18 protein-coding genes are annotated in these 25808 nt (G+C 72.2%); 11 read left to right on the top strand and 7 right to left on the bottom strand.

The window, feature by feature from the left end; genetic code table 11:
- The first annotated feature begins 2 nt into the window (after nt 1-2).
- Together ACSU6L_RS22655 and ACSU6L_RS22650 are read left to right on the top strand one after the other, a co-directional pair.
- Nucleotides 3-1283, top strand: coding sequence for a hypothetical protein (locus tag ACSU6L_RS22655; protein WP_437059489.1), 1281 nt, complete (start codon nt 3-5; stop codon nt 1281-1283).
- 73 nt (nt 1284-1356) lie between these two features.
- Complete coding sequence (locus ACSU6L_RS22650) at nt 1357-2913, top strand: hypothetical protein (protein WP_437059487.1); 1557 nt, start codon at nt 1357-1359, stop codon at nt 2911-2913.
- Nucleotides 2914-2944: 31 nt separating this feature from the next.
- Here ACSU6L_RS22650 and ACSU6L_RS22645 read toward each other — a convergent pair whose 3' ends face one another.
- Nucleotides 2945-3358, bottom strand: a complete 414-nt coding sequence (locus ACSU6L_RS22645) for an organic hydroperoxide resistance protein (RefSeq protein ID WP_437059485.1) — start codon at nt 3356-3358, stop codon at nt 2945-2947.
- Nucleotides 3359-3479: 121 nt separating this feature from the next.
- On the opposite strand from ACSU6L_RS22645, the gene ACSU6L_RS22640 reads away from it, so the two are divergent.
- Nucleotides 3480-3959, top strand: a complete 480-nt coding sequence (locus tag ACSU6L_RS22640; RefSeq protein ID WP_437059483.1) for a MarR family winged helix-turn-helix transcriptional regulator — start codon at nt 3480-3482, stop codon at nt 3957-3959.
- Here the strand turns inward: ACSU6L_RS22640 and ACSU6L_RS22635 are convergent.
- A complete protein-coding gene (locus ACSU6L_RS22635) occupies nt 3901-5430 on the bottom strand; it encodes a glycosyltransferase family 39 protein (protein WP_437059481.1) in 1530 nt (509 codons plus the stop codon). The two genes, ACSU6L_RS22640 and ACSU6L_RS22635, sit on opposite strands and share 59 nt — an antisense overlap.
- Before the next feature lie 267 nt (nt 5431-5697).
- Here ACSU6L_RS22635 and galE point away from each other — a divergent pair, with 267 nt between their 5' ends.
- Both galE and ACSU6L_RS22625 read left to right on the top strand, forming a co-directional pair.
- Nucleotides 5698-6678: a UDP-glucose 4-epimerase GalE gene (galE, locus tag ACSU6L_RS22630; RefSeq protein ID WP_437059479.1), complete on the top strand. Its 981-nt coding sequence runs from the start codon at nt 5698-5700 to the stop codon at nt 6676-6678.
- Between the two features lie 10 nt (nt 6679-6688).
- Nucleotides 6689-7633: an ADP-ribosylglycohydrolase family protein gene (locus ACSU6L_RS22625; protein ID WP_437059477.1), complete on the top strand. Its 945-nt coding sequence runs from the start codon at nt 6689-6691 to the stop codon at nt 7631-7633.
- A gap of 10 nt (nt 7634-7643) precedes the next feature.
- On the opposite strand, the gene ACSU6L_RS22620 is transcribed toward ACSU6L_RS22625, so the two are convergent.
- On the bottom strand, nt 7644-8270 hold the full coding sequence (locus ACSU6L_RS22620) for a TetR/AcrR family transcriptional regulator (protein WP_073938195.1): 627 nt from the start codon (nt 8268-8270) through the stop codon (nt 7644-7646).
- Nucleotides 8271-8437: 167 nt separating this feature from the next.
- Here ACSU6L_RS22620 and ACSU6L_RS22615 point away from each other — a divergent pair, with 167 nt between their 5' ends.
- From ACSU6L_RS22615 to ACSU6L_RS22600, 4 genes are all read left to right on the top strand, one after another.
- Nucleotides 8438-9373 (top strand): ABC transporter permease, encoded by a 936-nt coding sequence (locus ACSU6L_RS22615; RefSeq protein WP_437059474.1) that lies wholly within the window; start codon nt 8438-8440, stop codon nt 9371-9373.
- A complete protein-coding gene (locus ACSU6L_RS22610; RefSeq protein ID WP_437059472.1) occupies nt 9366-10280 on the top strand; it encodes an ABC transporter ATP-binding protein in 915 nt (304 codons plus the stop codon). The genes ACSU6L_RS22615 and ACSU6L_RS22610 overlap by 8 nt, the downstream gene beginning before the upstream one ends.
- Nucleotides 10281-10404: 124 nt before the next feature.
- On the top strand, nt 10405-12606 hold the full coding sequence (locus ACSU6L_RS22605; RefSeq protein ID WP_437059470.1) for a CDP-glycerol glycerophosphotransferase family protein: 2202 nt from the start codon (nt 10405-10407) through the stop codon (nt 12604-12606).
- Nucleotides 12603-14282 (top strand): glycosyltransferase family 2 protein, encoded by a 1680-nt coding sequence (locus tag ACSU6L_RS22600; RefSeq protein ID WP_437059469.1) that lies wholly within the window; start codon nt 12603-12605, stop codon nt 14280-14282. Before ACSU6L_RS22605 ends, ACSU6L_RS22600 begins: the two co-directional genes overlap by 4 nt.
- A 91-nt stretch (nt 14283-14373) precedes the next feature.
- Here the strand turns inward: ACSU6L_RS22600 and ACSU6L_RS22595 are convergent, their stop codons facing one another.
- Nucleotides 14374-19311 carry an NAD-glutamate dehydrogenase gene (locus ACSU6L_RS22595; protein ID WP_437059467.1) on the bottom strand — a complete coding sequence of 1646 codons (4938 nt, stop codon included), beginning with the start codon at nt 19309-19311 and terminating at the stop codon, nt 14374-14376.
- A 541-nt stretch (nt 19312-19852) separates the two neighbouring features.
- On the opposite strand from ACSU6L_RS22595, the gene ACSU6L_RS22590 reads away from it, so the two are divergent.
- Nucleotides 19853-20419 carry a DJ-1/PfpI family protein gene (locus ACSU6L_RS22590; RefSeq protein ID WP_437059465.1) on the top strand — a complete coding sequence of 189 codons (567 nt, stop codon included), beginning with the start codon at nt 19853-19855 and terminating at the stop codon, nt 20417-20419.
- An 88-nt stretch (nt 20420-20507) separates the two neighbouring features.
- Here ACSU6L_RS22590 and ACSU6L_RS22585 read toward each other — a convergent pair whose 3' ends face one another.
- Both ACSU6L_RS22585 and ACSU6L_RS22580 read right to left on the bottom strand, forming a co-directional pair.
- Nucleotides 20508-21176, bottom strand: a complete 669-nt coding sequence (locus ACSU6L_RS22585) for an HAD family hydrolase (protein ID WP_437059463.1) — start codon at nt 21174-21176, stop codon at nt 20508-20510.
- A gap of 58 nt (nt 21177-21234) precedes the next feature.
- Entirely contained in the window at nt 21235-21750 is a 516-nt protein-coding gene (locus ACSU6L_RS22580) for a DUF6912 family protein (protein WP_437059461.1), read from the bottom strand.
- A gap of 304 nt (nt 21751-22054) precedes the next feature.
- On the opposite strand from ACSU6L_RS22580, the gene ACSU6L_RS22575 reads away from it, so the two are divergent.
- Nucleotides 22055-22735: an Rv3235 family protein gene (locus tag ACSU6L_RS22575; protein ID WP_437059459.1), complete on the top strand. Its 681-nt coding sequence runs from the start codon at nt 22055-22057 to the stop codon at nt 22733-22735.
- Nucleotides 22736-22806: 71 nt separating this feature from the next.
- Here the strand turns inward: ACSU6L_RS22575 and secA are convergent, their stop codons facing one another.
- On the bottom strand, nt 22807-25650 hold the full coding sequence (gene secA / locus ACSU6L_RS22570; RefSeq protein ID WP_437059457.1) for a preprotein translocase subunit SecA: 2844 nt from the start codon (nt 25648-25650) through the stop codon (nt 22807-22809).
- Nucleotides 25651-25808: the final 158 nt, after the last annotated feature.

Below are 25808 nucleotides of genomic sequence, written 5' to 3'. Positions count from 1 at the left end.
CCATGCGCCCGCGACCGCGCACCTGCGTGCTGCTCCTGGCCGCGCTGTTCGCCCTCCTGCAGTTGGCGAACGTCAGCGGCCGGGACACACCCGACACGAAGAACTACCTGTCGTACGCGCTCAGTCTGCGCGGTGACTCCAAGCGGGAGGCGGCCGCCGCCACCATCGACTACGTGTGCGGCGGTCGGGCGTCGCTCGCCCACCGCGCGCAGAACGTGCACGTGGTGCACTTCCACGGCCCCGACCCGGCCCCGCGGGTGACGCGGGACTGCCGGGCGGCCGAGTGGCGGGTCGTGGAGCGGCGGCTGAGGGCCGGGCAGACCGGCGGGCACACCCTGCCGTACATGCCGGAGCGGTTCATGCGGATCTTCGAGGTCCGGCCGGGCTACCCGGTGTTCCTGCTGCCGTTCGTGACCGTGTTCGGGGTGCTGTGGGGGGTGTGGGCGGCGAGTGTGGTGATCGCGGCCGCGGGCGGTGTGCTGGTCTTCCTGATCCTGCGGACGCTGCGCGTGCCGTTCCCGCTGTGTCTGACCGGGCAGGGCCTGTACTACGTCCTGCCGGTCGGGACGACCGCCATGCGGCCCATGACGGAGGGGCTGCTGCTGGCGCTGACCCTGGCGGCGGTGTGGGGGTGCGCGCTGGTCCTGGAGGGGCGGCGGGAGCGGGCCGGGCTGGCGCTGGCCGGCGGCTCGCTGGTGGCCCTGTTCACCGTCAAGCACTCGCAGGCCCTGTTCCTCGGGGTGTGCCTGGCGACGGCGGGCGCGGTGATCGCCGTACGGCGGTGGCGGAGCGGCCGGCCGCCGGGGCGCGGGGTGCTCGCACTGGCCGGGACGGGTCTGGGCGCGGCCCTGCTGACCCTGCTCATGGCGCGTCTGCTGGGCTATCCGTCCACCACGGACAGCGTGCAGGACCTGCTCACCGGCCATTTCGCGCGGCCCGACCGCGACGCTCCCTGGCCGGAGTTCCTGCAGCTCCAGGGGAACTTCTGGACGGAGTGGGCGCGCCGGCAGCTGTGGGAGCCGCTGTTCCTGGCGGCGCTCGCCGCCGGCGCGTGGGGTGCGGCGAAGCGGCGGGCGTTCGGGGTGTTCCTGGCCGCGGCGGCGTTCACCGGGATCCTCACCCAGGCCGGGCATCCGGACATCAACATCTGGGGTGAGCGGCTGATCGTGCTGGCGTGGCTGCTGCCGGTGGTGGGGCTGCCGCTGCTGCTGGAGTCGGTGGTGCGGCGGCCGGTGTCGCTGCCGGCGCAGGGGCACGCCGATCGGGCTCACTCGATGCGGTGAGCCGAGGTCATGCGGTTGACCTTCACGGGAACATACGACAAATGTCCCGAATGCTTACTCCTCACCCGGCTCGATGAGCGCCGGAGTCCTCCTCCGGCGGCGCCCGCGCGGTGCGACGGCGCTGCGCGGCCGGCTCTGGCGGCCCACCCCGTACCAGGTCTTCGGCTTTCTGTTCTGGCTGGTGATGTCGCTGGCGTACTGGCGGGTGCCGCTGTGCTGTGACGCCGGACAGCACGCGGCCGTCGTCGAACGCCTCAAGGCGGACCTGCTCGACCCGCGCCACCCCACGGCGGACCTGCCGGGCGCGGGCAGCCCGTACTACTCCCCCTACGCCGTCCTCCAGGGCGCCTTCGCCCGCCTGACCGGGATGAGCGGCTGGGAGGTGGTGAAGCTCTCCGGCCCGCTGAACCTGCTGGTGGTGCTGACCGGCCTGAACCGCTTCGTGCGGGTGCTGACGCCCCGGCCGTGGGCGCCGGTGCTGGCGCTGGCCGCGATGGCACTGCTGTGGGGCGTCGAGCGGGCCTGGTGGAGCGGCTATCTGGCTCTGATGTCGATGACCGGCACGCTCGGCTACCCCTCGGCGTTCGCGATCGGGCTCGCCTTCTGGGCCTGGGCCTGGACCGGCGCGCGGGCCCGGGACGGGCGGCCGGTGCGGTTCGTCGGGCCCGGCGGCCTGCCGAGCCTGACCGGGTACGCGGGGCTGGGCGCGCTGTACGGGCTGATCCTGCTGGTGCACCCGATCACGTCGGTGGCGGCGGTGCTGGGCGGGCTCGCGCTCGTGGCGGGGTGGCAGCGGGGATGGCGGCGCGCGGTGGCGGGGCGCTGGGCCCTGACCTGCGTCACGGCCCTGCTGGTCGGCGTGGCCTGGCCGTACTTCGACGTGCTCGCGCTGACCGGCGACACCAGCGTCGACGCCATGCACCGGCGGCTGTACCTGGACCTCGGCGGCCAGTTCGGCCTGGCCCTGGTCGGACTGCCCGCGCTGCTGCTGCGGGCGCGCCGCGAGTCCTGGCGGGACCCGCTGGTGCTGATGTTCGCGCTGGAGGTGGCGGTGGTGGCGTACGGCTGGATCAGCGGCCACTACACCTACGGGCGGATCCTCGGCCTCACCCTGGTGCCGCTGCAGTTCGCGCTCGCCGTCGAGCTCGCGGCGCCCCGGCCCTGGCCGGTGTGGCGGCGGTTCCTCGCGGCGGTCACGGCGGCCGCCGCCTGCGTCGGGTTCCTCACCGTGCACGCGGGGGCGGTCGTGCCGCGCTCGCTCGACCCGGTCGGCTTCCGGCAGCCGCCGCGCTGGCCGTCGTACGACTGGGCCGCGCGGCACATCCGGCCGGGCGAGGTGGTGATCACCGACGGGTACTGGGCCGTGCACGCGATCGCCGGGTACGGCCCGAACCTCGCCGCGCCGGCGTGGCCCGACGCGGCGCTGGACGAGTCCGAGCGCCGGCGACGGGTCGCCGACGTGGCGGCCTACCTCGCCCCGGACTCGACCCGCGCCGAGCGCACCGCCGTCGCCCGCCGCTACCACGTGCGCTGGCTGCTGCTGACGCGCTGGCGCGAGGTGCCCGAGGAGGCGGTCGTGGTGGCGTGGAGCCGGCGGACGGGGGAGGTGCTGGCGCGGATCACGGGGTGAGGCGGCGGCTTCCCTGGGGGCTGCTCCGCGACTACTCGACGACGATGTCGACCGGGATGTTGCCGCGGGTCGCGTTGGAGTACGGGCAGACCTGGTGGGCCTGCTCGACCAGCTTGCGGCCGGTCGCCTCGTCGACGGTGTCGGGCAGCTCGACACGCAGGGTGACGGCGAGCGCGAAGCCCTCGCCCTGCTTGCCGATGCCGACCTCGGCGGTCACCGCGGCGTCACTGACGTCGACCTTGGCCGCTCGGCCGACGAGGCCGAGGGCGCTGCCGAAACAGGCGGCGTACCCGGCGGCGAAGAGCTGCTCGGGGTTCGTGCCCTTGCCGTTGCCGCCGAGCTGCACCGGCATGGCCAGCGGCAGGTCCAGCGTGCCGTCGGAGGAGACGGCGCGGCCCTCGCGGCCGTGGGTGGCGGTGGCGACGGCGGTGTAGAGCGCGTCCATGGATGAACCATCCCTCTCGGATCGGGTGGCGGCGGTTCGGTCCGGCCGCCGCACGACCACGAGTAGAGCACACAATTAAGTTGTACACAACCAAATGGCTCACCAGAGCTACCCTGGGAGCATGACCAGCACGCCCGCGGACGACTGGCTCCGCCTGGACCGCCAGATCTGCTTCTCCCTGAACGCCGCCTCGCGCGCCTTCAACGGCGTCTACCGGGTGATCCTCAAGGACCTCGGGCTGACCTACCCGCAGTACCTGGTGATGCTGGTGCTCTGGGAACACGGCCACCTGCCCGTCAAGCGCCTCGGCGAGCATCTGCGGCTCGACTCCGGCACGCTGTCCCCGCTGCTCAAGCGCCTGGAGGCGGCCGGGCTCGTGCACCGCGAGCGCAGCACCCGCGACGAGCGCTCCGTCGAGGTCCGGCTCACCGCGGAAGGCGCCGCCCTGCGCGAGCGGGCGGCGGAGGTACCGCGGCGGATCGCCACCGCGACCGGCTTCGACATCGAGGAGATCGGCGCCCTGCGGGCCCGCCTCGACCAGCTCACCGAGGCGCTGGACGCGGCGGCGGAGACGGAGGCCAGGGCGGCGGCGGCACGGTAGGGGGTGTAGGGGGTGTCTCGGCGCCGGCGTTCCGCCTGACGTACAGACGGAACGTCACCCCGCCGCACACCTCGCGCGTGCGCGGCACGAACTGCTCGCCGACGACCGCCAGCTTCGCGCGCTCGACCGGGTCGCGCGGACGCCAGCGCGCGCCGAGGGCGTACGACTCCGCCACCACCCAGACCCGGTCCACCCCCGCCAGCCTGCGCCGCAGCTCCGGCGCGGTCAGCTCACGGCCGTACAGCGTCCCCGACTGCGGCCCGGGCACCGCGAGCGCCACGTCCCACGCCCGCCGGAACCCCTTCGGATAGGCCAGCGCCGCCCGCCGCCCGATCGACGGCAGGAACAGCACCGGATCGCCGGGGCGCAGGGAACGGGAGGCGAGCGCGGAGACCGCCGCCAGGTCGTCGGCGCGCTGGGCGAGCGTGCGGTGCTGACGGTGCAGGGGGAGCTGGTGGGCGAAGACGAGGGTGACGGCGAGGACTCCGGCGAGCGCCACGGCCGGGCCGGGGTCACGCGAAGGGCGGCACAGGGCCCGCACGACGCGGTCCGCGCCCGCCGCCGCCAGCAGCGGCGCCCCCGCGAGGGCGTACAGCACGTACCGGTCGTCGTACATCGGCCGCACCTGCGACACGCCCATCAGCACGGCCGGCGCCACCACCGCCAGCGGCAGCGCCACCCGTACCAGCGGCGACCGGCGGATCCCCGTCAGCGCGACGGTGACGAGCGCCAGGTACGTCCACAGGACGGGGCCCGACGACCCGGCGAACTCCCGCAGCAGCCGCTCGGCGCTCCCCCACCGGGGCGCCGTCAGCCACCCCACCTGCGCCGCCTGCCCCTGCGCGAGCAGCGCCAGCGGGGCGAGCACGAGCAGCGCGCCGCCCGCCGCCGCGCCCCATCCGCGCCACACCCGGCCCGGCACCCGCGCGAGCGCCAGCGTCACCGCGTGGGCGATGAGCAGCAGCGCGGCGAGCATGTGCAGCAGACAGGTGACGGCGACGACGGCCCCGTACGCCGCCCAGGCCCGTCGCCACGGCCCGGCGGCACCCCGCTCCATGCCCCGCGCCAGCAGCAGCGTCGCCCCGGCGGCCCCGGCCGCGACCAGGGCGTAGGAGCGGCCCTCCTGCGCGTAGTGGCCGGCCAGGGGGGTGGCCGCGTACAGCAGTCCCGCCCACAGTCCGACCCGGGGCCGGGCCAGCCGCACCCCGAGGGCGGCGACCAGGCCGGCGGTCGCGGCGGCCGCGCAGACGGACGGCAGACGCAGGACGACCTCGCCGGGGTGGAGGGCGAGGACGGGGCGCACGAGCAGGTAGTACAGGCCGTGCACCGCGTCCACGCTCTGCACCAGCCGCCAGATCTGCGGCACCGACCGCCGCGCGACCTGAAAGGTGACGGCCTCGTCCCGCCACATCCCGCCGCGGTCGAGCCCCCACAGGCCGACGGCGAGCATGGCGGCGACGGGGAGGGCCACCGCCAGGAGGCGAGTGGAAAGGCGGGTCGAAAGTCGGATGGGCACTTGGGTGGAAAAGGATGGTTTGCTGCTTTTCTCCACGCGCAACACAGAACCGATTTTGTAATATTAACCACCTTTTCAAGGTGATTGACGGCTGATTGGCGACGACCCGCCGCTACGGGGCGTCACATCCACGTCACACCACGGCCATTCGCCTGCTTCACTGTGTCCGGAGCACACCCACCGGGCACCAGCAGGGGCCAACTGACGAGGGGACAGCCGCATATGACCTGGCTGATCACCGGCGGCGCCGGATACATCGGGGCGCACGTCGTACGGGCGATGACCGAGGCGGGCGAGCGGACCGTGGTCTACGACGACCTGTCCACCGGCATCGCCGAACGGGTCCCGGACGGCGTACCGCTGGAGGTCGGCTCCACGCTGGACCGGGAGCGGCTGAGCCGGGTGCTCGCCGGGCACGGCATCACCGGCGTGGTGCACCTCGCGGCGAAGAAGCAGGTCGGGGAGTCGGTGGACCTGCCGCTGCACTACTACCGGGAGAACGTGGAGGGCCTGCGCGTCCTGCTGGAGGCGGTCACCGCGGCCGGGGTGCCGTCCTTCGTGTTCTCCTCCTCGGCGGCCGTGTACGGCATGCCGGACGTGGAGCTGGTCACCGAGGAGACGCCGTGCGCGCCGATGTCACCGTACGGCGAGACGAAGCTGGCCGGCGAGTGGCTGGTCCGGGCGACGGGCCGGGCGACCGGCCTCTCCACCGCCTCCCTGCGCTACTTCAACGTGGCGGGCGCGGCGGCCCCCGAACTGGCCGACACGGGCGTCTTCAACCTCATCCCCATGGTCTTCGAGAAGCTGACCGAGGGCGCGCCCCCGCGCGTCTTCGGCGACGACTACCCGACGCCGGACGGCACCTGCGTACGGGACTACATCCACGTCGTCGACCTGGCGGAGGCCCACGTGGCGGCGGCCCGCGCGCTGGAGGAGTCCCCCGGCCGCGACCTCACCCTCAACATCGGGCGGGGCGAGGGCGTCTCCGTCCGCGAGATGATCGACCGCATCAACGCGATCACCGGCTACGGCCGTCCTCCGACCGTCACCCCCCGCCGCCCCGGCGACCCGGCCCGCGTCGTCGCCTCCGCCGAGCGCGTCGCCACCGAGCTGGGCTGGAAGGCCAAGCACGACGTCCAGGACATGATCACGTCCGCGTGGGAGGGCTGGGTGCGGCTGCACCCGGAGGCCGCGCGGGACTGACGTGCGCGAGATGACCGGTCTCCTGCCCGAGCGTGCCGTGGGTGCCGTCGTCGGCTCCGCCGTCGGTGACGCCCTCGGCGCCCCCTTCGAGTTCGGCCCCGAGGGGGCCTTCACCGCCCGCTTCCCGCACCCGGGAGGGGGCGGTGAGATGTGCGGAGGCGGCGGCTGGGACCCGGGTGAGGCGACCGACGACACCCAGATGGCCGTGCTCGTCGGGGAGTCCCTGGTGGAGTGCGGCGGGCTCGACCTGCCGGACGTGTTCCGGCGGTTCCAGCGCTGGGCGGCGGCCGAGCCGAAGGACATCGGGCTCCAGACGGAGGCGGTGCTCGGCAGCGGCGACCCCTGGGACACGGCCGCCGCACTCCACTTCCAGACGAATCGGCGCGCGGCGGGGAACGGTGCGCTGATGCGGGCCGCCACCTCCGGCGTGCACTTCGCCGGCCGGGGCCGCGACGCCACCATGGACGCCGCCCGCCGGCTGGCCGCCCTCACCCACGGCGACCGGGCCGCCTGGGAGGGCACGGCGATCTTCCACGAGCTGCTGCGGGTCGCGCTGACCGGGGGCGACCCGCTGGCCGCCCTGCCCGGCACCCTGGCGGCCGTGCACCCCGGGCACCGCGAGCGCTACGCCGTCGTCCTCGACCCCGACTGGCACCCCGACCTGGCGACCGAGTTCAACGGCGCCGTCTGGCCCTGCCTGGGCTCCGCCGTGTGGGCCGTGCGCACCACGTCCTCCTACGAGGACGCCGTCCGCGCGGCCGTCGACCTCGGCGGCGACACGGACACCGTCGCCGCGGTCACCGGCGGGCTCGCCGGAGCGGTGTACGGGGCCGGCGCGATACCCGAGCGGTGGACCGAGCCCCTGCATGTGCCGCTGCCCGGCTTCGGGGAACGGGTGCTGCGGGCGGCCGGGCTGAGCGAGCTGGCGCTCCGGCTGGCCGGCCGACCGGCCTGACCGGGCGGCGTCAGAGCGCCTTCAGGGCCTCGGCGGTCGCGTGCGACAGCGCCGCCAGGTAGCCCCTCGGCAGCTTCGGACTGCGGATCACCACCGAACGCCAGTACAGCGGGCCCGAGATCAGGTCCAGCGCCAGCTCCCCGTCGACGCCCTTGCGGACCTCGCCGCGCTCCTCCGCCGCCGCGACGATCCGCAGCGCGACGCCTTCCTGACCGTCCCGCAGCGCCTTCTGCATCGCCTCGGCGATCTCCGGGTTGCGGGCCGCCTCCGCCTGGAGGTCGGGGATGATCTGCGAGGCGACGGGGTGGCGCAGGGCCCGGGACGTCACCTCGTACAGCAGCCGCAGGTCCGACTCCAGGGAGCCGGTGTCCGGCGCGGGCAGGCCCTGCACGGCGATCGCCGAGACGATGTCGAGCACCAGGTGCAGCTTGGAGCGCCAGCGGCGGTACACGGCGGTCTTGCCGACGCCCGCGCGGCGCGCGATCCCCTCGATCGACATCCGCGCGTAGCCGACGGACGCCAGTTCCTCGAAGACGGCCGCGCGGATGGCTTCCGTCACGTCCTCGCGGAGCACCGCCGCGCCTGCGGGGGCCCGGCGGCGCGGACGCGGCTGGGGGGCGTCGGCGTTCGTCGTCATGCGGACAGCATAGGGCGTCACGACGAAACGGTTGCGTTCCGACGCTCCGACGACTTACGCTCCCGTTGCGACGATACGGTCCCGTCCCGACGTAGAGACGCACCGAGCACCGAAGCCTGTAGCGGGAAACCCCTCCGCGCCCTTCCCCCCGACCGAAAGCAGCGGATGTGAGCCAGGTCCTCGACACACCGCCCCCCACACCGGCCCGGACCACCACCCCGGCTCCGGCCGGCGACGACCTCGCGGCCCTCGCCGCGCGCCACGGCCTGACGGTCAGCGGCGCCCGCCCCGCCCTGCCCCAGTACGTCCGCCGGCTGTGGGCACGCCGCCACTTCATCGCCGCGTTCTCCACGGCGAAGCTCACCGCGCAGTACAGCCAGGCGAAGCTCGGCCAGGTCTGGCAGGTCATGACCCCGCTGCTGAACGCGGCGGTCTACTACCTGATCTTCGGTGTGCTGCTGCAGACCAAGAAGGGCGTGCCGGACTACGTGCCGTTCCTGGTCACCGGCGTGTTCATCTGGACGTTCACCCAGAGCTCGATCCTGGCCGGCACCCGCGCCATCTCCGGCAACCTCGGCCTGGTCCGCGCCCTGCACTTCCCGCGGGCCGCGCTGCCGATCTCCTTCTGCCTCCAGCAGCTCCAGCAGCTCATGTTCTCGATGGCGGCACTGATCGCCATCCTGCTGATCTTCGGCGTGCCGCCCACCGCGTCCTGGCTGCTGGCCTTCCCGGTGCTGGTCCTGCAGTTCACCTTCAACGCGGGCGTCTCGATGATCCTGGCCCGGGTCGGCGCCAAGACCCCGGACATCGCGCAGCTGATGCCGTTCGTGCTGCGGACGTGGATGTACGTGTCGGGCGTGATGTGGAGCATCGACCACGTCCTGAGCGCGCACACCGACCTGCCGTCGTGGGTGACCCCCGTCCTCCAGGCGAACCCGGCCGCCGTCTACATCGACCTGATGCGCTTCGCGCTCATCGACAGCTTCCAGGCGGGCCAGCTGCCGCCCCACGTGTGGCTGCTCGCGACGAGCTGGGCCCTGCTCGCCGGGCTCGGCGGTTTCATCTACTTCTGGAAGGCTGAGGAGACGTACGGCCGTGGCTGACAACGTGAGCGAGAAGATCCCCACCGTCATCGCCGACCACGTGGACATCGTGTACCGCGTCAACGGCACCGGAGCCGGCCGCGGCACCGCGACCGCCGCCCTCAACCGCATCCTGCGCCGCAAGCAGAGCGAGAAGGCGGCCGGCGTGCGCCGGGTGCACGCGGTGCGGAACGTGTCGTTCGTGGCGTACAAGGGCGAGGCGATCGGCCTGATCGGCACCAACGGCTCCGGCAAGTCGACCCTGCTGAAGGCGGTCGCCGGACTGCTCCCGGTGGAGAACGGCCGTATCTACACCAATGGCCAGCCCTCCCTCCTCGGTGTCAACGCGGCCCTGATGAACGACCTGACCGGCGAGCGCAACGTCCACCTCGGCGGACTGGCGATGGGCATGTCGCGGGAGCAGGTCAGGGAGCGCTACCAGGAGATCGTCGACTTCTCCGGGATCAACGAGAAGGGCGACTTCATCACCCTGCCGATGCGCACGTACTCCTCCGGCATGGCCGCCCGGCTGCGGTTCTCCATCGCCGCCGCGAAGGACCACGACGTGCTGCTCATCGACGAGGCGCTGGCCACCGGCGACCGCTCCTTCCAGAAGCGCTCCGAGGCCCGTATCCGCGAGCTGCGCAAGCACGCCGGAACGGTCTTCCTCGTCAGCCACAACAACAAGTCGATCCGCGACACCTGCGAGCGGGTGCTGTGGCTGGAGCGCGGCGAGCTGCGGATGGACGGGCCGACGGAGGAGGTCATGAAGGAGTACGAGGCCTTCACCGGGGACAAGACCGCCAAGCCGAAGCCCAAGCCGAAGCCGAAGCCGGTCGCGGCTCCCGCGGGGGCGAAGGCCGCCGAGGAAGCGAAAGCCCCCGCGGGGGCGAAGGCCGCCGAGGGAGCGAAGGCCGTCGCCTCCTGAGCCCGTTCCGGCCCTCCCCGCACCGACCGGATCAACCCCGTTTAACCCTTTCATCGTTTTAGTGCCACGATGACCGATAAGGTCATCACCGTGTGAGGCCCCGAACGCGTGAAGGGAGTCCGCCGTGCCACCCGAGCTCAGCGTCGTCGTACACGGCCCGAACACTCAAGGCCATCTGACCGGCCTTCTCGACTCCCTGACCGCCGACCCGGCTCCCGGGGCCGAGGTGATCGTGGTCGCGGTCGGCGACTGGGCCCGGGAGACGGCCCGGGAACACGCCCCCGGCGCGGTGGTCGTCCCGCTGCCCGACGGCACCGGCGACGCCGCGGCCAGAGCGGCGGGCGCCGCGCGGGCGGCCGGACGGTGGCTGCACTTCGTCCCCGCGAGGGACGGCCTCCCCGCGGGCGCCGCCGCCCTGCTCGCCGCCCGCGCCGCCGAACTCCCCGACACGGTGGACGTGCTGCTCTTCGACCACGTCCGCACCACCTGGCGGACCTCCGGCAGGCCGTCCGCCGACAGCCGCCTGCTGGCCCGCGCGGGCCGCGCCGAGACCGCCCTCGACGACCTGCCCGACCTGCTGCGGCTGGCCCCGCTCCTCGGCAACCGCCTCGTACGCGCGGACCACTGGCGCGCCCACGCCGACGACCTCGCCGCCGACGACGAGGCGTACGCCGCCCACACCGCCCTCCTCACGGCCACGCGGATCGCCTGCCTCAACCAGCCCGCGCTCGAACACCGCGAGCTGCGCCCGGAGAGCCTCCCGCCACGCACCCTCGACGACCACCTGGCCGCCCTGGAGCGCTACGAGGCCCTGCTGGACCGCGCCCGCTCCCGTACGGCGCCCCACGGGGTGCTGTACCACCTGATGGTCCGCGACAGCCTGCGCACCTTCGTCCGCGCGGGCATGCCGGAGCAGGACGCCCGCGCCTACTTCCACCGCGCCTCCCAGGCGGCCGTCCGCCACCGCCCCGAGGGCCTGCGCCACCCGGCCGGCCCCGAGGGCCTGCGCCGCAGCCTCCTGGAGACGGACGGCTACGCCCGCTACCGAGCCCTCCAGACCGCCAACCACGCCCGCCGCGCCGGCCGCAACGCCCTCCGCGCGGGCAAACGGCAGCTCGGCACGCGGGTCCGCGCCCACCAGTACCGCAGGGCGCTCGCCCGCCCGGTCGACCCCGGCCTGGCGGTGTTCGCCGCGTACTGGCACCGCGGTGTCGCCTGCAATCCCGCCGCCATCGCCGCCAAGCTCGCCGAGCTGGCCCCGCAGATCCACCCGGTGTGGGTGGTCGCCGCCGACCGCGTGGGCCTGCTGCCGCCCGGCACCGACCACGTCGTCGTCGGCAGCAGCCGCTACTGGGAGGTGCTGGCACGCGCGAAGTTCCTGGTCAACAACGTCAACTTCGCCAACGCGGTGGTGAAGCGACCGGACGCCGTCCACCTCCAGACCCATCACGGCACCCCGCTGAAACGTATGGGCATCGACCAGATGAGCTACCCGGCCACCGCCCACGGCATGGACTTCAACGCCCTGCTGGCCCGGATCGACAAGTGGGACTACAGCCTCTCCGCCAACAGCCACACCACCCGCATGTGGGAGCGCGCCTACCCGTCCCGATTCGTCTCCCTCGACCACGGCTACCCGCGCAACGACGTCTACTACGGCGCGACCGCCGCCGACATCGCCGCGATCCGCGCCCGCCTGGGCATCGCCCCCGGCCGCCGGGCGATCCTCTACGCCCCCACCCACCGCGACTACGAGGCCGGCTGGACCCCGCGTCTGGACCTCGCCAGGCTCGCCGAGCAGCTCGGCGAGGACACGGTGCTGCTGGTGCGCGCCCACTACTTCCACGACGGCGCGGTGTCCCCGCTCACCGGCCTGCGCCGCGCGGGCCGCGTCCTCGACGTCTCCGCCTACGACCCGGTCGAGGACCTGTGCCTGGCCGCCGACGCGCTCGTCACGGACTACTCGTCGATCATGTTCGACTACGCCAACCTGGACCGCCCGATCGTCATCCACGCCGACGACTGGGAGACGTACGTGGCGACCCGCGGCGTCTACTTCGACCTGATGGCCGAGGCCCCCGGCCCGGTGACCCGCACCCAGGCCGAGCTGACCGCCGTCCTCACCTCGGACGCCTGGCGCGACCAGGACGCGGCCAAGGCCCGGTCGGTGTTCCGGCGCCGGTTCTGCGAATTCGACGACGGACACGCCGCCGAGCGGGTCGTACGCCGGGTCTTCCTCGGTGAGCCCGAGGAGGCGCTGCCGCCGGTCGCCCCCGTCGACGAGCGCACCCCCGCCCCGAATCCGCAGGAGGCGACCGCGTCATGAGCCAGGCAGTCCCGAAGGCCCCCGACGTCACGGTGACCGTCATCGTCTACAACGACGCCGCACGCCTCCCCCGCGCGGTGGCCTCCGTGCGCCGCCAGACCCACGCCAACATCGAGATCGTCATCAGCGACGACCACTCCACGGACGCCACCCCGGAGGTGGCGCGGCGGCTGGCCGCGGAGGACCCGCGCGTCCTGCATCTGCGCCTCGACCAGAACAGCGGCGGATGCGGTGTGCCGCGCAACCGGGCCCTGGAGATCGCCCGCGCGCCGTACGTGATGTTCCTCGACAGCGACGACGAGCTGCCGCCGGACGCGGTGGAGCTGCTGCTCGCCGCCCACCGGGAACGGGACGTCGACTTCGTGATGGGCGCGGTGGAACGGGTCCGCGCGGACACCGGGAACCGCTCTCGGTGGATGCCGCACCTGGTGGCCGAGCGCCGCACCGTGCCCGGCATCGCCGCCGAACCCCGGCTGTTCTTCGAGCACCTGGCGACCAGCAAGATGTACGCCCGCTCCTTCCTCGACCGCCACGAGCTGCGCTTCCCCGAGGGCGTCCACTACGAGGACCAGCTGTTCTCCGCGCAGGCCTACTGCCTGGCCCGCGCCTTCACCGTCATCCCGCAGCCGGTCTACCGCTGGTACATCGCCCCGCTCGCGTCCGCCGACACCGCCTCCATCTCCAACCAGCGGCACAAACTCGACAACGTCCGCGACCGCGTCCACGTCCAGCGGCTCGTCGACGACTTCCTGGCCCGCAGCGGGCATGCCTCGCTGTACGAGGAGAAGGACTACAAGTTCCTCAAGCACGACTTCCGGATGTACGCCGGTGACCTGCCCTACCGCGACGAGGAGTGGCTGGCGGGGTTCGCGGAGATCGTCAACCCGTATCTCGCGACGCTCACGCCGGGCGCGTACGCCCGTCTCCCGCGCCCCGAGCGTGTCGTGCTCCAGCTGGTGCGCGACCTGCGCCTGCCGGAGGCCCGGCTGGCGGCACGCGGCCTGGGACACGCGGTCGGCCCGCGCGACCTGGTCACGGACGAGGAGGGCCGTACGTACTGGGGCGACCGCCTCCCGGAGAACGCCTGGGGCCGCCGCGAACTCGACCTGACCGACCTGGCCCCGGACACCTGCCCCTTCCCCTTCGCGCTGCTCCGGCACGAGGTCGTCGAGGTCGCGCCCGGCCCCGGCGCCTCCGTGGACCTCACGGTCCGCACCTACGACCCCGCCCTGCGCCTCCCCATGGGCCCGCAGGCCGCCACCCTGTTCCTGTCCCCGGGCCGGCGGCGCATGAGCGTGCCGTTCCGCCTGTCCCCGGTCGGCCCGGGCGTCTACGAGGGTCATGTCCACCTGGACCTGGCGGCCGCCCCGATCCCGCTGCACGGCTTCGACGGCGCCCGCCACCCCGTGCTCCGCCTGACGCACCAAGGGCTCCAGCACAAGGGCGTCCTGCTGGCCCCCGAGACCTTCACCCCGATCACCGCCCGCGTCGAATACCACTCCGGTGCCGCCCCGCACCGGATCAGGGTCGAACCGGAGGAACGCGGCACGGGCCGCCTCCAGGTCCGCTGGCGCCCGGTGGGCATGACTGCGCGGGTGGTGCGCCCGGTGGTGCGGCGCATGGCCCGGCCGCGGGTGCGGCGGGCGGCCCGCCTGCTGGCGAGCGCGCTGCGCTGAGCGCTGGGCAACGAGAGGGCGCCCCGGACCTGTGAGGCCCGGGGCGCCCTCTCCCGTCGTACGCCTACGACGTCGTAGACACCTCGTACGCCTACGCGTGCGACCGCAGCAGCGTGCGCATCGTCCGCATCGCCACCGACAGGTTGGCGAGGTCGAAGGCGTCCGAGCCCTGGATCTCCTCCAGGGTGGTGCGGGCGCGGCCGAGGATCGCCGCGTTCCGCTCCTGCCAGCCCTCGAACCGCTGCTCCGGCGTGGACGTGCCGTTGCCCACCGTCAGCACGTCGGCCGTGAGGGCGGCGTGCGCGGCGAACAGGTCCTCGCGGATGGCCGCGCGGGCCATGGACTGCCAGCGGTCCGCGCGGGGCAGCTCGATGATGCGGTCCATGAGCTGGGTGATGCCGAGGCGGTCGGCGAGGTCGTAGTAGACCTCGGCGACGTCCAGCGGCTCCTTGCCCATGCGGTCGGCCACCGAGACGATGTCCAGCGTCGGGAACGCGGAGGAGAACCCGGCCACCCGCGTGGCCAGCTCGTCCGGCACCCCGGCGTCGGTCAGCTCGTCGTGGATCTTCTGCCACCACTCCAGGTCCGCGCCGCGCAGCAGCTTCGGCAGCTCGTTCCAGACCTGCTCGACCCGCTCCGCGAAGAACGAGACGGTCTCGGCGAGCTGGAGCGGCTGCGGCCGGTTGTTGAGCAGCCAGCGCGTGCCGCGCTCCACCAGCCGGCGGGAGTGCAGCCGGATCCGGGTCTGGACCTCGGCCTCGACCTTGTTGTCCAGCGCCTCGACCGCGTCCCACACCGGCGCCGAGCGGAAGATCGCGCGGGCCGCGGTCTGCGCCCGGACGATCTCCTCCAGCGACGCGCCGGTCTCCTCGCGCATCCGGTGCAGATACGTCGTACCGCCGGTGTTGACCGTGTCGTTGACCAGCACCGTCGTGGTGATCTCTCGGCGCAGCGGGTGGCTGTCGATGTACTGCGGGAACTGCTCACGCAGCGCCGTCGGGAAGTACGCGTACAGCAGGCTGCGCAGGTACGGGTCGTCCGGCAGCGAGGTGTGCAGCAGCTCCTCGGCGACCGTGATCTTCGTGTACGCCAGCAGGACGGCCGTCTCCGGGCCGGTCAGGCCGTGGCCGCTGCTGAGGCGCTCGCGGATCTGGCGGTCGGTCGGCAGGAACTCCAGGGCCCGGTCCAGGTGGCCCTCGCGCACCAGGTGGCGCAGGAAGCGCTGCTGGGCGTGGAGCATGTCCTTGGACTGGGCGAGCGCGTTGGCGATCGCCGTGTTCTGCGCGTAGTTGTTGCGCAGCACCAGCCGGCCGACCTCGTCGGTCATCTCGGCGAGCAGGCGGTTGCGCTGCTTGACGGTCATGTCGCCGTCCGTGACCAGGCCGTTCAGCAGGATCTTGATGTTCACCTCGTGGTCGGAGGTGTCCACGCCCGCGCTGTTGTCGATGGCGTCGGTGTTGATCCGGCCGCCGTGCCGCGCGAACTCGATCCGGCCGAGCTGGGTCAGCCCCAGGTTGCCGCCCTCGCCGACCACCTTGACGCGCAGGTCCTGGCCGTCGACGCGGATGGCGTCGTTGGCCTTGTCGCCGACGTCCGCGTGGGACTCGGTGCTGGACTTCACGTAGGTGCCGATGCCGCCGTTCCACAGCAGGTCCACCGGCGCCTGGAGGACCGCCTTCATCAGGTCGGCCGGGGTCATCTTCGTGACCTTGCCCTCGATGCCCAGCGCCTCGCGGATGTGCGCGTTGACCGGGATCGCCTTGGCGGTGCGGGGGAAGACGCCACCGCCCGCGGAGATCAGGTCGGTGTTGTAGTCGGCCCAGCTGGAGCGGGGCAGCTCGAAGACGCGGCGGCGCTCGGCGTAGGAGACGGCCGCGTCCGGGTCGGGGTCGATGAAGATGTGCCGGTGGTCGAAGGCGGCGACCAGGCGGATGTGCTCGCTGAGCAGCATGCCGTTGCCGAACACGTCACCGGACATGTCGCCGATGCCGACGACCGTGAAGTCCTCGGTCTGCGTGTCCACGCCCAGCTCGCGGAAGTGCCGCTTGACGGACTCCCAGGCGCCGCGCGCGGTGATGCCCATGCCCTTGTGGTCGTAGCCCGCGCTGCCGCCGGAGGCGAAGGCGTCGCCGAGCCAGAAGCTGTACTTCTCGGCGACCTCGTTGGCGATGTCGGAGAAGGTCGCGGTGCCCTTGTCGGCGGCGACGACGAGGTAGGTGTCGTCCTCGTCGTGCCGGACGACGTCGGCGGGCGGCACGACCTCTCCGGCCACCATGTTGTCGGTGATGTCGAGCAGCGCCGAGATGAACGTCTTGTAGCTGGCGATGCCCTCGGCCAGCCACGCGTCGCGGTCGACGGCCGGGTCCGGCAGCTGCTTGGCGACGAAGCCGCCCTTGGCGCCGACCGGCACGATCACCGTGTTCTTCACCATCTGCGCCTTGACCAGGCCCAGGATCTCGGTGCGGAAGTCCTCGCGCCGGTCCGACCAGCGCAGACCGCCGCGCGCGACCTTGCCGAAGCGCAGGTGCACGCCCTCGACGCGCGGCGAGTACACCCAGATCTCGAACGCCGGGCGGGGCGCCGGCAGGTCCGGGATGGCCTGCGGGTCGAACTTCATCGACACGTAGTCGTGCGGCGTGCCGTCCTCGGTCCTCTGGAAGAAGTTGGTCCGCAGGGTCGCCTTGATGACGGTCAGGAACGACCGCAGGATGCGGTCCTCGTCGAGGCTCGCCACCTGGTCGAGCGCCGCGTCCAGCTCCTCCAGCAGGGCGTCGACGATCTCGCGCCCGGCGCGCTGCCGCTCCGGCGACATCCGCGCCTCGAACAGGGAGACCAGCAGCCGCGTGGTGTGGACGTTGTCTCGGAGGGTGTCCTCCATGTAGTCCTGGCTGAACGTGGACCCCGCCTGCCGCAGGTACTTCGCGTACGCCCGCAGCACCATGGCCTGCCGCCAGTTCAGCCCGGCACTCAGCACCAGCGCGTTGAAGCCGTCGTTCTCCGCCTGGCCGTTCCAGGTGGCGGCGAACGCGTCCTGGAACCGCTCACGGGCGTCGTCACCGGCGTAGGCGCCGTCCGCGCCGCCGCTCTGCGGCTTCGGCATGCGCAGGCCGAAGTCGTAGATCCAGGCGACCCGGCGGTCCGCGCCGCGCAGCTCGTAGGGCCGCTCGTCCATCACCTCGACGCCGAGCCGGTTGAGGACCGGCAGCACCGCGGACAGGGAGACGGCGTCGCCCTTGCGGTAGATCTTGAAACGGCGCTCGTCCGGGCCGGCGCCGACCGGCTCGTACAGGCTGAGCGCGAAGTTCTGGTCCTCGCCGAGACGTTCCAGCTGGGCGAGGTCGGCGACCGCGCTGCGCGGGCTGTGGTCGGCCTTGTAGCCCTCGGTGAAGGCGTTGCCGTAGCGGCGCAGCAGCTCCGCCGCGCGCTCCTCGCCGAACTCGGCGTTCAGCGCCTCCGCGAAGCCGTCGGCCCAGGAGCGGGTGGCCTCGACCAGGCGGGCCTCGATGCGCTCCTTGTCGGCGTCGGACAGCTGCGGCAACTCGGTGCCCTGCGGCACGCGGACCACGAAGTGCAGCCGGGACAGGATCGACTCGGTGTTCCAGGCGGTGAAGTCGACGCTGGTGCCGCCCAGTTCCTCCTTGAGGATGTCGATGATCCGCAGCCGCACGCCGGTGGTGTAGCGGTCGCGCGGAAGGTAGACGAGGGCGGAGTAGTAGCGGCCGTACTCGTCCTGGCGCAGGTAGAGCCGCAGACGCCGGCGCTCCTGGAGGTACAGCACGGAGGTGACGATGGCCTGGAGCTCGTCGACCGGCGTCTGGAACAGCTCGTCGCGCGGGTACGTCTCCAGGATCTGCAGCAGGTCACGCCCGTCGTGGCTGTGGGGCGAGAAACCGGCGCCCTTCAGCACCGCGTCGACCTTGCGGCGGATCACCGGCACCCGGCGCACGGACTCCGTGTAGGCGGCGGAGGAGAACAGTCCGAGGAAGCGCCGCTCGCCGACGACGTTCCCGTCCGCGTCGAACTTCTTGACGCCGATGTAGTCCAGGTACGACGGCCGGTGCACGGTGGCCCGGCTGTTCGCCTTGGTCAGGACCAGCAGCTTGTGCTCGCGCGCCTTGGCGCGGGCGTCGGCGGGCAGCCGTTCGAACGACGGGCTGACCGGGTGCTGGTCGTCTCCGGCGTGGTGCGGGTCGGAGCGCAGAATACCGAGGCCGGTTCCGGGGACGGCGGCGAGGGAATCGTCGTCGCGCAGCTGATACTCGCGGTAGCCGAGGAACGTGAAGTGGTCGTCGGCCAGCCAGCGCAGCAGCTCGCGGGCCTCCTCGATCTCCTGCCCGGGCAGGTCGCCGGCGATCGGCTCGTCCGGCAGGCCCTCGGCGATGCGCACGGCGGCGTCGCGCATCTTGCCCCAGTCCTCGACGGCCTCACGCACGTCGGACAGCACCCGCAGCAGATCGACGGTGATCTGCTTCAGGTCCGCGCGGTCGGTCTCGCGGTCGATCTCGACGTGGATCCAGGACTCGATGTGCGCGTCGTGCGGCAGGTCACCGGTGGGACGGGTGGGCAGCACCTCGATCAGCCGGCCGGTGAGGTCGCGGCGCACGACGATCTGGGGGTGGATGACGACATGGATGCCGCGCCCCTGCCGGGTCAGCTCGTTGGTGACGGAGTCGACCAGGAAAGGCATGTCGTCGGTGACGACCTCGACCACGGAGTGGCTGCAGGTCCAGCCGTTCTCCTCGACGGTCGGGGTGTGGACGCGCACGTTGGCCGTGCCCTGGGGGCGGTTCTCGGCCAGTCGGTAGTGGGAGTAGGCGGCTCCGAAGACGTCGACCGGGTCACGGTCGGCGAGGTCCTCCGGGGCGGTGTGCAGGTAGTAGCGCTGGAGGAACGCGAGCACGGCCTCCCGGTCGGGGGTGCCGTGTTCCGTCGTCCCAGTCGGTAGGTGCCCCCCGACCGGGCTGTTCTCAGCTACCCGGGCGGCCCTGTCGAGCAGCTCGGCCTTGGCTTCGTCCAGCTTGGTCTGCATTGTCCTCTGGCTCCTGTCGCGCGCCGTTGCGTGACGTAGAAGGAAGTACGGTCTCTGCCCTTCCGGCGTGGCGCCGAGACGCGGGGTGTCCGGTCTGGTTCGACGCTATGCCGCGAGGTGAGATGAGCGGGGGGTAATCGGCCATTTCCGACGCGTACGACGCCTTGGCGGGGGCCTCGAACGCCCCGTCCCGCCCGTGAAGACCAGCGACCACCGCCCGGTCACGGATGTCGTCCGTGCGTCCCGGGCGCAGGGCAGGGGCGACGATGCCCCCGCGAACTATCGCGCTGATCACGCCACCAAGGCTATCGCTCCTCACCGGGGGCCCGTCATGAGCCGTATGTGTACAAAACCAGGCCGGGAACTTTGACAGTCTGCACAGTCCCGGGCGCGCGACCGCGGGCAGCCGTGCCGTGCCGCGCGGCGCCGGGACCCCGGTCCCGGCGCTTGGGGTGCCTCAAAACCGGCGCGTCCTCTTGGCAAGACCGCACCCGCGAGTGCACGTTGCCCCTGACGCCAACCCGGACGGGAGCCGCCCGACATGCCCGCCAAAGTCCTCATCCTCACCGGCGACGCCGCAGAGTCCCTCGAAGTCCTGTACCCGTACCAACGCCTCCTCGAAGAGGGCTACGAGGTCCACATCGCCGCCCCCACCCGCAAGAAGCTCCGGTTCGTGGTCCACGACTTCGAACCCGGCTTCGACACGTACACCGAGAAACCCGGCTACACCTGGCCCGCCGATCTCGCCTTCTCGGAGGTCGACCCGGGCCAGTACGCCGCCGTGGTCATCCCCGGCGGCCGAGCCCCCGAATACCTCCGCAACGACCCTGAACTCCGCAAGATCCTCAAGTCCTTCTTCGATTCCGACAAGCCCGTGGCCCAGATCTGCCACGGTCCCCTGATCACCGCAGCGGTGGACGGCCTCCGCGGCCGCCGCGTCACCGCGTACCCCGCGCTGGAGCTGGACATGCAGTCCGCCGGCGCCACCTTCCAGGACGCCGAGGCCGTGGTCGACGGCACCCTCGTCTCGTCCCGCGCCTGGCCGGACCACCCCACCTGGATGCGCGAGTTCCTGACGGTCCTGCGCGCGAAGGCGCCGGTGACCTGACCGCGGCGGTCACCAGACCGGGGGCTCGGCCGCACCCCGGTCACCGATCCGGGGCGCGGCCGCACCCCGGCCGCACCCCGGCCGCGCCTCAGGCCGCCGCCAGCCGCTCCGCCTCCGCGACCGCCTCCTGAAGGGAGTCCACCACCGGCACGCCCGCCGACTCAAGGCTGCCCCGGCCGTGCGACCCCCCGGTGTACAGCACGGCCCGCGCTCCGACATGCAGCGCGGCCACAGCGTCGTCCGCGGCGTCGCCGATGACCACCGTCCGCTCGGGGTTCACCCCGGCCAGCGCCGCGAGATGCCGCACCATGTGCTCGGCCTTGCTGCCCCCGGAGGGCCCGGTGCGCCCGTCGACGCGTATGAAGTGGCTCTCGATCCCGAAGCCGCGCACCAGCGGCACGAGGTCGTCGTGCCCGTACATGCTGAGGATCGACTGGCTCCGCCCCGCCGACCGCCACCCCGCCAGCAGCTCCACCGCGCCCTCGGTGAGCCCGCACCGCACCCGGTGCTCGGCGTAGTACCGGTGGAAGGTCCCGTCCATGACCTCCCACTCCGCGTCCGTCGGCAGCCGCCCCATCAGCCGCTCGTAGAACTTCGGCACCGGCACGCAGTACAGCGCCCGGTACTGCTCCAGCGTGATCGGCTTCAGTCCCAGCTCGGCGAACGCCGCGTTCGTCGCCCCGATGATCGCGTCATTGTCGTGGAACAGCGTGCCGTTCCAGTCCCACACGATGTGCGCGGCTTCCAGCTTCCCCATGCCGAAAACCGTACCCGCCGGCACTGACAATCAAGAGAAGCCCAGGTGGATACGGGTCTCAGTCGCCCTGCGCGACCAGGTTCGGGATCTCCTGCGTCGCGAACCACAGCAGCTCGTGGTCATCGGCCCCGTCCACCACGAACTGCGCGTCGTCGTCCCCGCCGTCCGCCGCCCCTAGCGCCTGCACGGCCGCGGCCACGTCCGCCTCCGCGTCCTCCGCGTCGACGTGCACGGAGGCCGCCTTGGCCAGCGGCACCGCGCCGGCCACCCGCACCTCGCCGAGTGCCGCCGGGTCGAGGCCCCGGTCGGGGTCGGCTGCGGCCGCGCCGTCCGGTACGTCGACGGCGACGACCACCCGTCGGCGCGGCGCCGCGGCATCCTCCGCGAGCCGCCGCAGCGAGGCGAGCGCGGCCCGGCCGAGCGCCGCGTACTCCAGTTCCTCGATGTCGTCGGACAGGTACCACTCGCGCAGCGCGGGCGTGACGGCGTAGGCGAGGAGCGGTCCCGCCCCGAGCTCTCCCGTCTTGTACGCCTCGGCGAGACCAGGGAGGGTCAGGGGGACGTAGACGCGCATGGCTGGCCGCCTCTTTCGTGGTCGGAGGGCCCCGCAAGGCTTCGAAGGGCCTTCAGGATACGTGCGGGCGTCCCCTTTCGGGTCTCTGCCCGGGCCTTGGAAGCCGTCCACCCGAGGCCCGCGAATTCACCCGCCGCACCTCGCCCACCAGGCCTTTCCCCCTTGAGATCACCCAGATAAGTGAACGTTCCCGGACCCCGACCCCGACTTGCGGAGTCCTTGCCGCCGGGTCCGCCGCCCCGTACAAGATCACCACCAGCAAGTTACCGCCCGGTATCTCCGGGCCCAGCGAAACGGGGATCCCATGAACAAGGTCATGACCAGGGCCCAGCACACCCCCGCCGACCGCCCCGGCACCCGTCCTCCGAACCGCCGCGACTCCCGCCGGGACACCCGCCGCCCCGGCGCCACCCCACCCCGCGCCTGGCGCCCGGACCCTGCCGACGCCGGCGCACCGGCACGTACGGCGGCGCCCCTTACGGTGGCGCCCGGCATCCGCCCCCAGACGCCCCGCACTGCGCCGCCCGGCACCCTTCCGCCAGTGCCTCACGCGCACCCCGCGGACGGCCTCCGCACAGCCGCACCGCACACGCCGCACGCGCCCCTCAGGGTCCCCCCGCAGACCCCGCGCCGCCCGGTCCCGCAGCCCCGCCCCACCGACCTCTTCGCCGAACGTCTACTGCTCGTCCTCAGCGGCCGGCGCCCCGTCCACTCGATGCTCGGGTACACGCTCGGACACGCCTACGACGACCTCACCCGGCTCGCCGAGACCGGCCCCCTGCGCTCCCCCGGCCCCCGCCCCGTGCTCCGCGACATCGGCTACTACGAGCCCCGTCCAGGCGCCTTCGAGGCCTTCGCCCGCATCCGCACCGGCGACCGCCTGCGTGCCATGGCCTTCCGCCTGGAACTGGGCCGGGACCGCCGCTGGCGCTGCACGGCCGTGGAACTGGACGGCCCCCGCCGCCCCCGCGCGGACGACGACTGACCGGCATGCCGAAGGGCCGGGCACCCGTGGGTGACCCGGCCCTTCGGCCCTACGACGACGCTACGGCGCCGTCACTTCTTGCGGCGCCGCCCGCCCTTGGCCTGCTTGCGCCGCTCCGCGCGGGTGAGGCCGTCGGCGGAGGAGCGCACCGGCTCGTCCTCGGCGAAGTCGCCCTCGATGGTGCCGCCCTCGCCGTCCACGGTCGGCGCGGTGAAGTGCAGGTTCCGCCGCTGCGGGGCCTCCAGGCCCTTGGCGCGGATCTCGGGGCGCGCACCCGTCTGCGCAGGCACCACGTCCTGCTTCTCCAGGTCGGCCACCGGCTTGGCGTCCTCGACCGGGACCTCCTCGACCTGCTGCTCGACCTGGACCTCCAGGTTGAACAGGTAGCCGACGGACTCCTCCTTGATGCCCTCCATCATCGCGGTGAACATGTCGAAGCCCTCGCGCTGGTACTCGACCAACGGGTCCTTCTGCGCCATCGCGCGCAGGCCGATGCCCTCCTGGAGGTAGTCCATCTCGTAGAGGTGCTCGCGCCACTTGCGGTCGAGGACCGACAGCACGACCCGGCGCTCCAGCTCACGCATGATCTCGGAGCCGAGCTGCGCCTCACGCGCCTCGTACTGCTCGAGGATGTCGTCCTTGATGGACTCGGCGATGAACTCGGCGGTCAGGCCCGCGCGGTCACCGGCCGCCTCCTCCAGCTCCTCGATGGTGACCTTGACCGGGTAGAGCTGCTTGAAAGCGCCCCACAGCCGGTCCAGGTCCCACTCCTCGGCGAAGCCCTCGGCGGTCTCCGCGGCGACGTACGCGTCGATCGTGTCGTTCATGAAGTGCTGGATCTGCTCGTGCAGGTCCTCGCCCTCCAGGACACGGCGGCGCTCGCCGTAGATGACCTCGCGCTGCCGGTTCAGGACCTCGTCGTACTTCAGGACGTTCTTACGGGTCTCGAAGTTCTGCTGCTCGACCTGCGACTGGGCGGACGCGATCGCGCGGGTGACCATCTTGTTCTCGATCGGCACGTCGTCCGGCACGTTCGCCATGGACATCACGCGCTCGACCATCTGGGCCTTGAACAGCCGCATCAGGTCGTCGCCGAGCGACAGGTAGAAGCGGGACTCGCCCGGGTCGCCCTGACGGCCGGAACGACCGCGCAGCTGGTTGTCGATACGGCGCGACTCGTGCCGCTCGGTGCCCAGGACGTAGAGGCCGCCGAGCGCCTCGACCTCTTCCTTCTCGGCCTTGACCGCGTGCTCGGCGCGCTCCAGGGCGGCGGGCAGGGCCGCGGCCCACTCCTCGATGTGCTCCTCGGGGTCGAGGCCGCGCTGGCGCAGCTCCGCCTCGGCGAGGTCCTCGGGGTTGCCGCCGAGCTTGATGTCCGTACCACGGCCGGCCATGTTGGTCGCCACGGTCACGGCGCCCTTGCGGCCGGCCTGGGCGACGATGATCGCCTCGCGGTCGTGCTGCTTGGCGTTGAGCACCTCGTGCTGGACCCCGCGCTTGGACAGCTGCTGCGACAGGTACTCGGACTTCTCGACCGACGTCGTACCGACGAGGATCGGCTGGCCCTTCTCGTGCTTCTCGACGATGTCGTCGACGACCGCCTCGAACTTCGCGACCTCGGTGCGGTAGATCAGGTCCGACTGGTCCTTGCGGATCATCGGCTTGTTCGTCGGGATCGGGACGACGCCGAGCTTGTAGATCTGGTGGAACTCCGCGGCCTCGGTCATGGCCGTACCGGTCATGCCGGAGAGGCCGGGGATCTCCTTGCCGTTGTGGTCGCGGCGCTTGTAGAGGCGGAAGAAGTTCTGGAGGGTGATCGTGGCGAGCGTCTGGTTCTCGTCCTTGATCGGCACCCCTTCCTTCGCCTCGATCGCCTGGTGCATGCCCTCGTTGTAACGGCGGCCGGCGAGGATACGGCCGGTGTGCTCGTCGACAATCATGACTTCGCCGTCGATGACGACGTAGTCCTTGTCCTTCTTGAACAGTTCCTTGGCCTTGATGGCGTTGTTCAGGTAACCGACGAGCGGCGTGTTCACCGACTCGTACAGGTTGTCGATGCCCAGCCAGTCCTCGACCTTGCTGACGCCGGACTCGTGGATGGCGACCGTGCGCTTCTTCTCGTCGACGTCGTAGTCGCCGGTCTCCTCGATGCCCTTGAGGGGCTGGCCGGCCTCGCCGCGCTTGAGGCGGGTGACCAGCTTGGCGAAGTCGCCGTACCACTTGGTGGCCTGGTCCGCCGGGCCGGAGATGATCAGCGGCGTACGGGCCTCGTCGACCAGGATGGAGTCGACCTCGTCGACGATGGCGAAGTTGTGGCCTCGCTGGACGAGCTCGTCCTTCGACCAAGCCATGTTGTCGCGGAGGTAGTCGAAGCCGAACTCGTTGTTCGTGCCGTAGGTGATGTCGCAGGCGTACTGCTCGCGACGCTGAGCCGGCGTCATGTTGGCGAGGATGCAGCCGACGCTCAGGCCCAGGAACTTGTGGACGCGGCCCATCAACTCCGAGTCGCGCTCGGCCAGGTAGTCGTTCACCGTGATCAGGTGGACGCCCTTCCCGGAGAGGGCGTTCAGGTAGGCCGGGAGCGTGCCGACGAGGGTCTTGCCCTCACCGGTCTTCATCTCGGCGACGTAGCCGAGGTGCAGGGCGGCACCGCCCATGATCTGCACGTCGTAGTGCCGCTGGCCGAGGACGCGCTTGGCGGCCTCCCGGACGGTGGCGAAGGCCTCGGGGAGCAGGTCGTCCAGGCTCTCGCCGTCGGCGTACCGCTGCTTGTACTCGTCAGTGAGGGCGCGCAGCTCGGCGTCGGAGAGGTCGACGAAGTCCTCTTCGATGGAGTTGACCTGGTCCGCGATGCGGTGCAGCTTGCGCAGGATCTTGCCTTCGCCTGCACGCATGATCTTCGAGAGGACGGACACGGGGGTTGGTCTCCTTGCCGGTCGGGCCTGGGACGGTCGGTTTTCCTTCTGACTACTGAGCAACGGCCATCGTATGCGAGGACCCGGCCGCGCCGGGAGGCCTGCCGCGACGACGGCCTTCACAAGGGACAACGTCCGCGCGTCGCGGATGGTGCCGC

Origin of the sequence: Streptomyces sp. enrichment culture (assembly GCF_964272855.1) — a bacterium.
Classification (GTDB): Bacteria; Actinomycetota; Actinomycetes; order Streptomycetales; family Streptomycetaceae; genus Streptomyces.
Note: the sequence above shows the minus strand (reverse complement) of the source record. Positions and strands in the feature narration are given on the sequence as shown.

What these genes read in the sequence shown, in the direction of transcription:
- ACSU6L_RS22655 (WP_437059489.1), top strand. Translation starts at nt 3, where the DNA reads ATGCGCCCGCGACCGCGCACCTGCGTGCTGCTCCTGGCCGCGCTGTTC.
- ACSU6L_RS22650 (WP_437059487.1), top strand. Translation starts at nt 1,357, where the DNA reads ATGAGCGCCGGAGTCCTCCTCCGGCGGCGCCCGCGCGGTGCGACGGCG.
- ACSU6L_RS22645 (WP_437059485.1), bottom strand. Translation starts at nt 3,358, where the DNA reads ATGGACGCGCTCTACACCGCCGTCGCCACCGCCACCCACGGCCGCGAG.
- ACSU6L_RS22640 (WP_437059483.1), top strand. Translation starts at nt 3,480, where the DNA reads ATGACCAGCACGCCCGCGGACGACTGGCTCCGCCTGGACCGCCAGATC.
- galE (WP_437059479.1), top strand. Translation starts at nt 5,698, where the DNA reads ATGACCTGGCTGATCACCGGCGGCGCCGGATACATCGGGGCGCACGTC.
- ACSU6L_RS22625 (WP_437059477.1), top strand. Translation starts at nt 6,689, where the DNA reads ATGACCGGTCTCCTGCCCGAGCGTGCCGTGGGTGCCGTCGTCGGCTCC.
- ACSU6L_RS22620 (WP_073938195.1), bottom strand. Translation starts at nt 8,270, where the DNA reads ATGACGACGAACGCCGACGCCCCCCAGCCGCGTCCGCGCCGCCGGGCC.
- ACSU6L_RS22600 (WP_437059469.1), top strand. Translation starts at nt 12,603, where the DNA reads ATGAGCCAGGCAGTCCCGAAGGCCCCCGACGTCACGGTGACCGTCATC.
- ACSU6L_RS22595 (WP_437059467.1), bottom strand. Translation starts at nt 19,311, where the DNA reads ATGCAGACCAAGCTGGACGAAGCCAAGGCCGAGCTGCTCGACAGGGCC.
- ACSU6L_RS22590 (WP_437059465.1), top strand. Translation starts at nt 19,853, where the DNA reads ATGCCCGCCAAAGTCCTCATCCTCACCGGCGACGCCGCAGAGTCCCTC.
- ACSU6L_RS22585 (WP_437059463.1), bottom strand. Translation starts at nt 21,176, where the DNA reads ATGGGGAAGCTGGAAGCCGCGCACATCGTGTGGGACTGGAACGGCACG.
- ACSU6L_RS22580 (WP_437059461.1), bottom strand. Translation starts at nt 21,750, where the DNA reads ATGCGCGTCTACGTCCCCCTGACCCTCCCTGGTCTCGCCGAGGCGTAC.
- ACSU6L_RS22575 (WP_437059459.1), top strand. Translation starts at nt 22,055, where the DNA reads ATGAACAAGGTCATGACCAGGGCCCAGCACACCCCCGCCGACCGCCCC.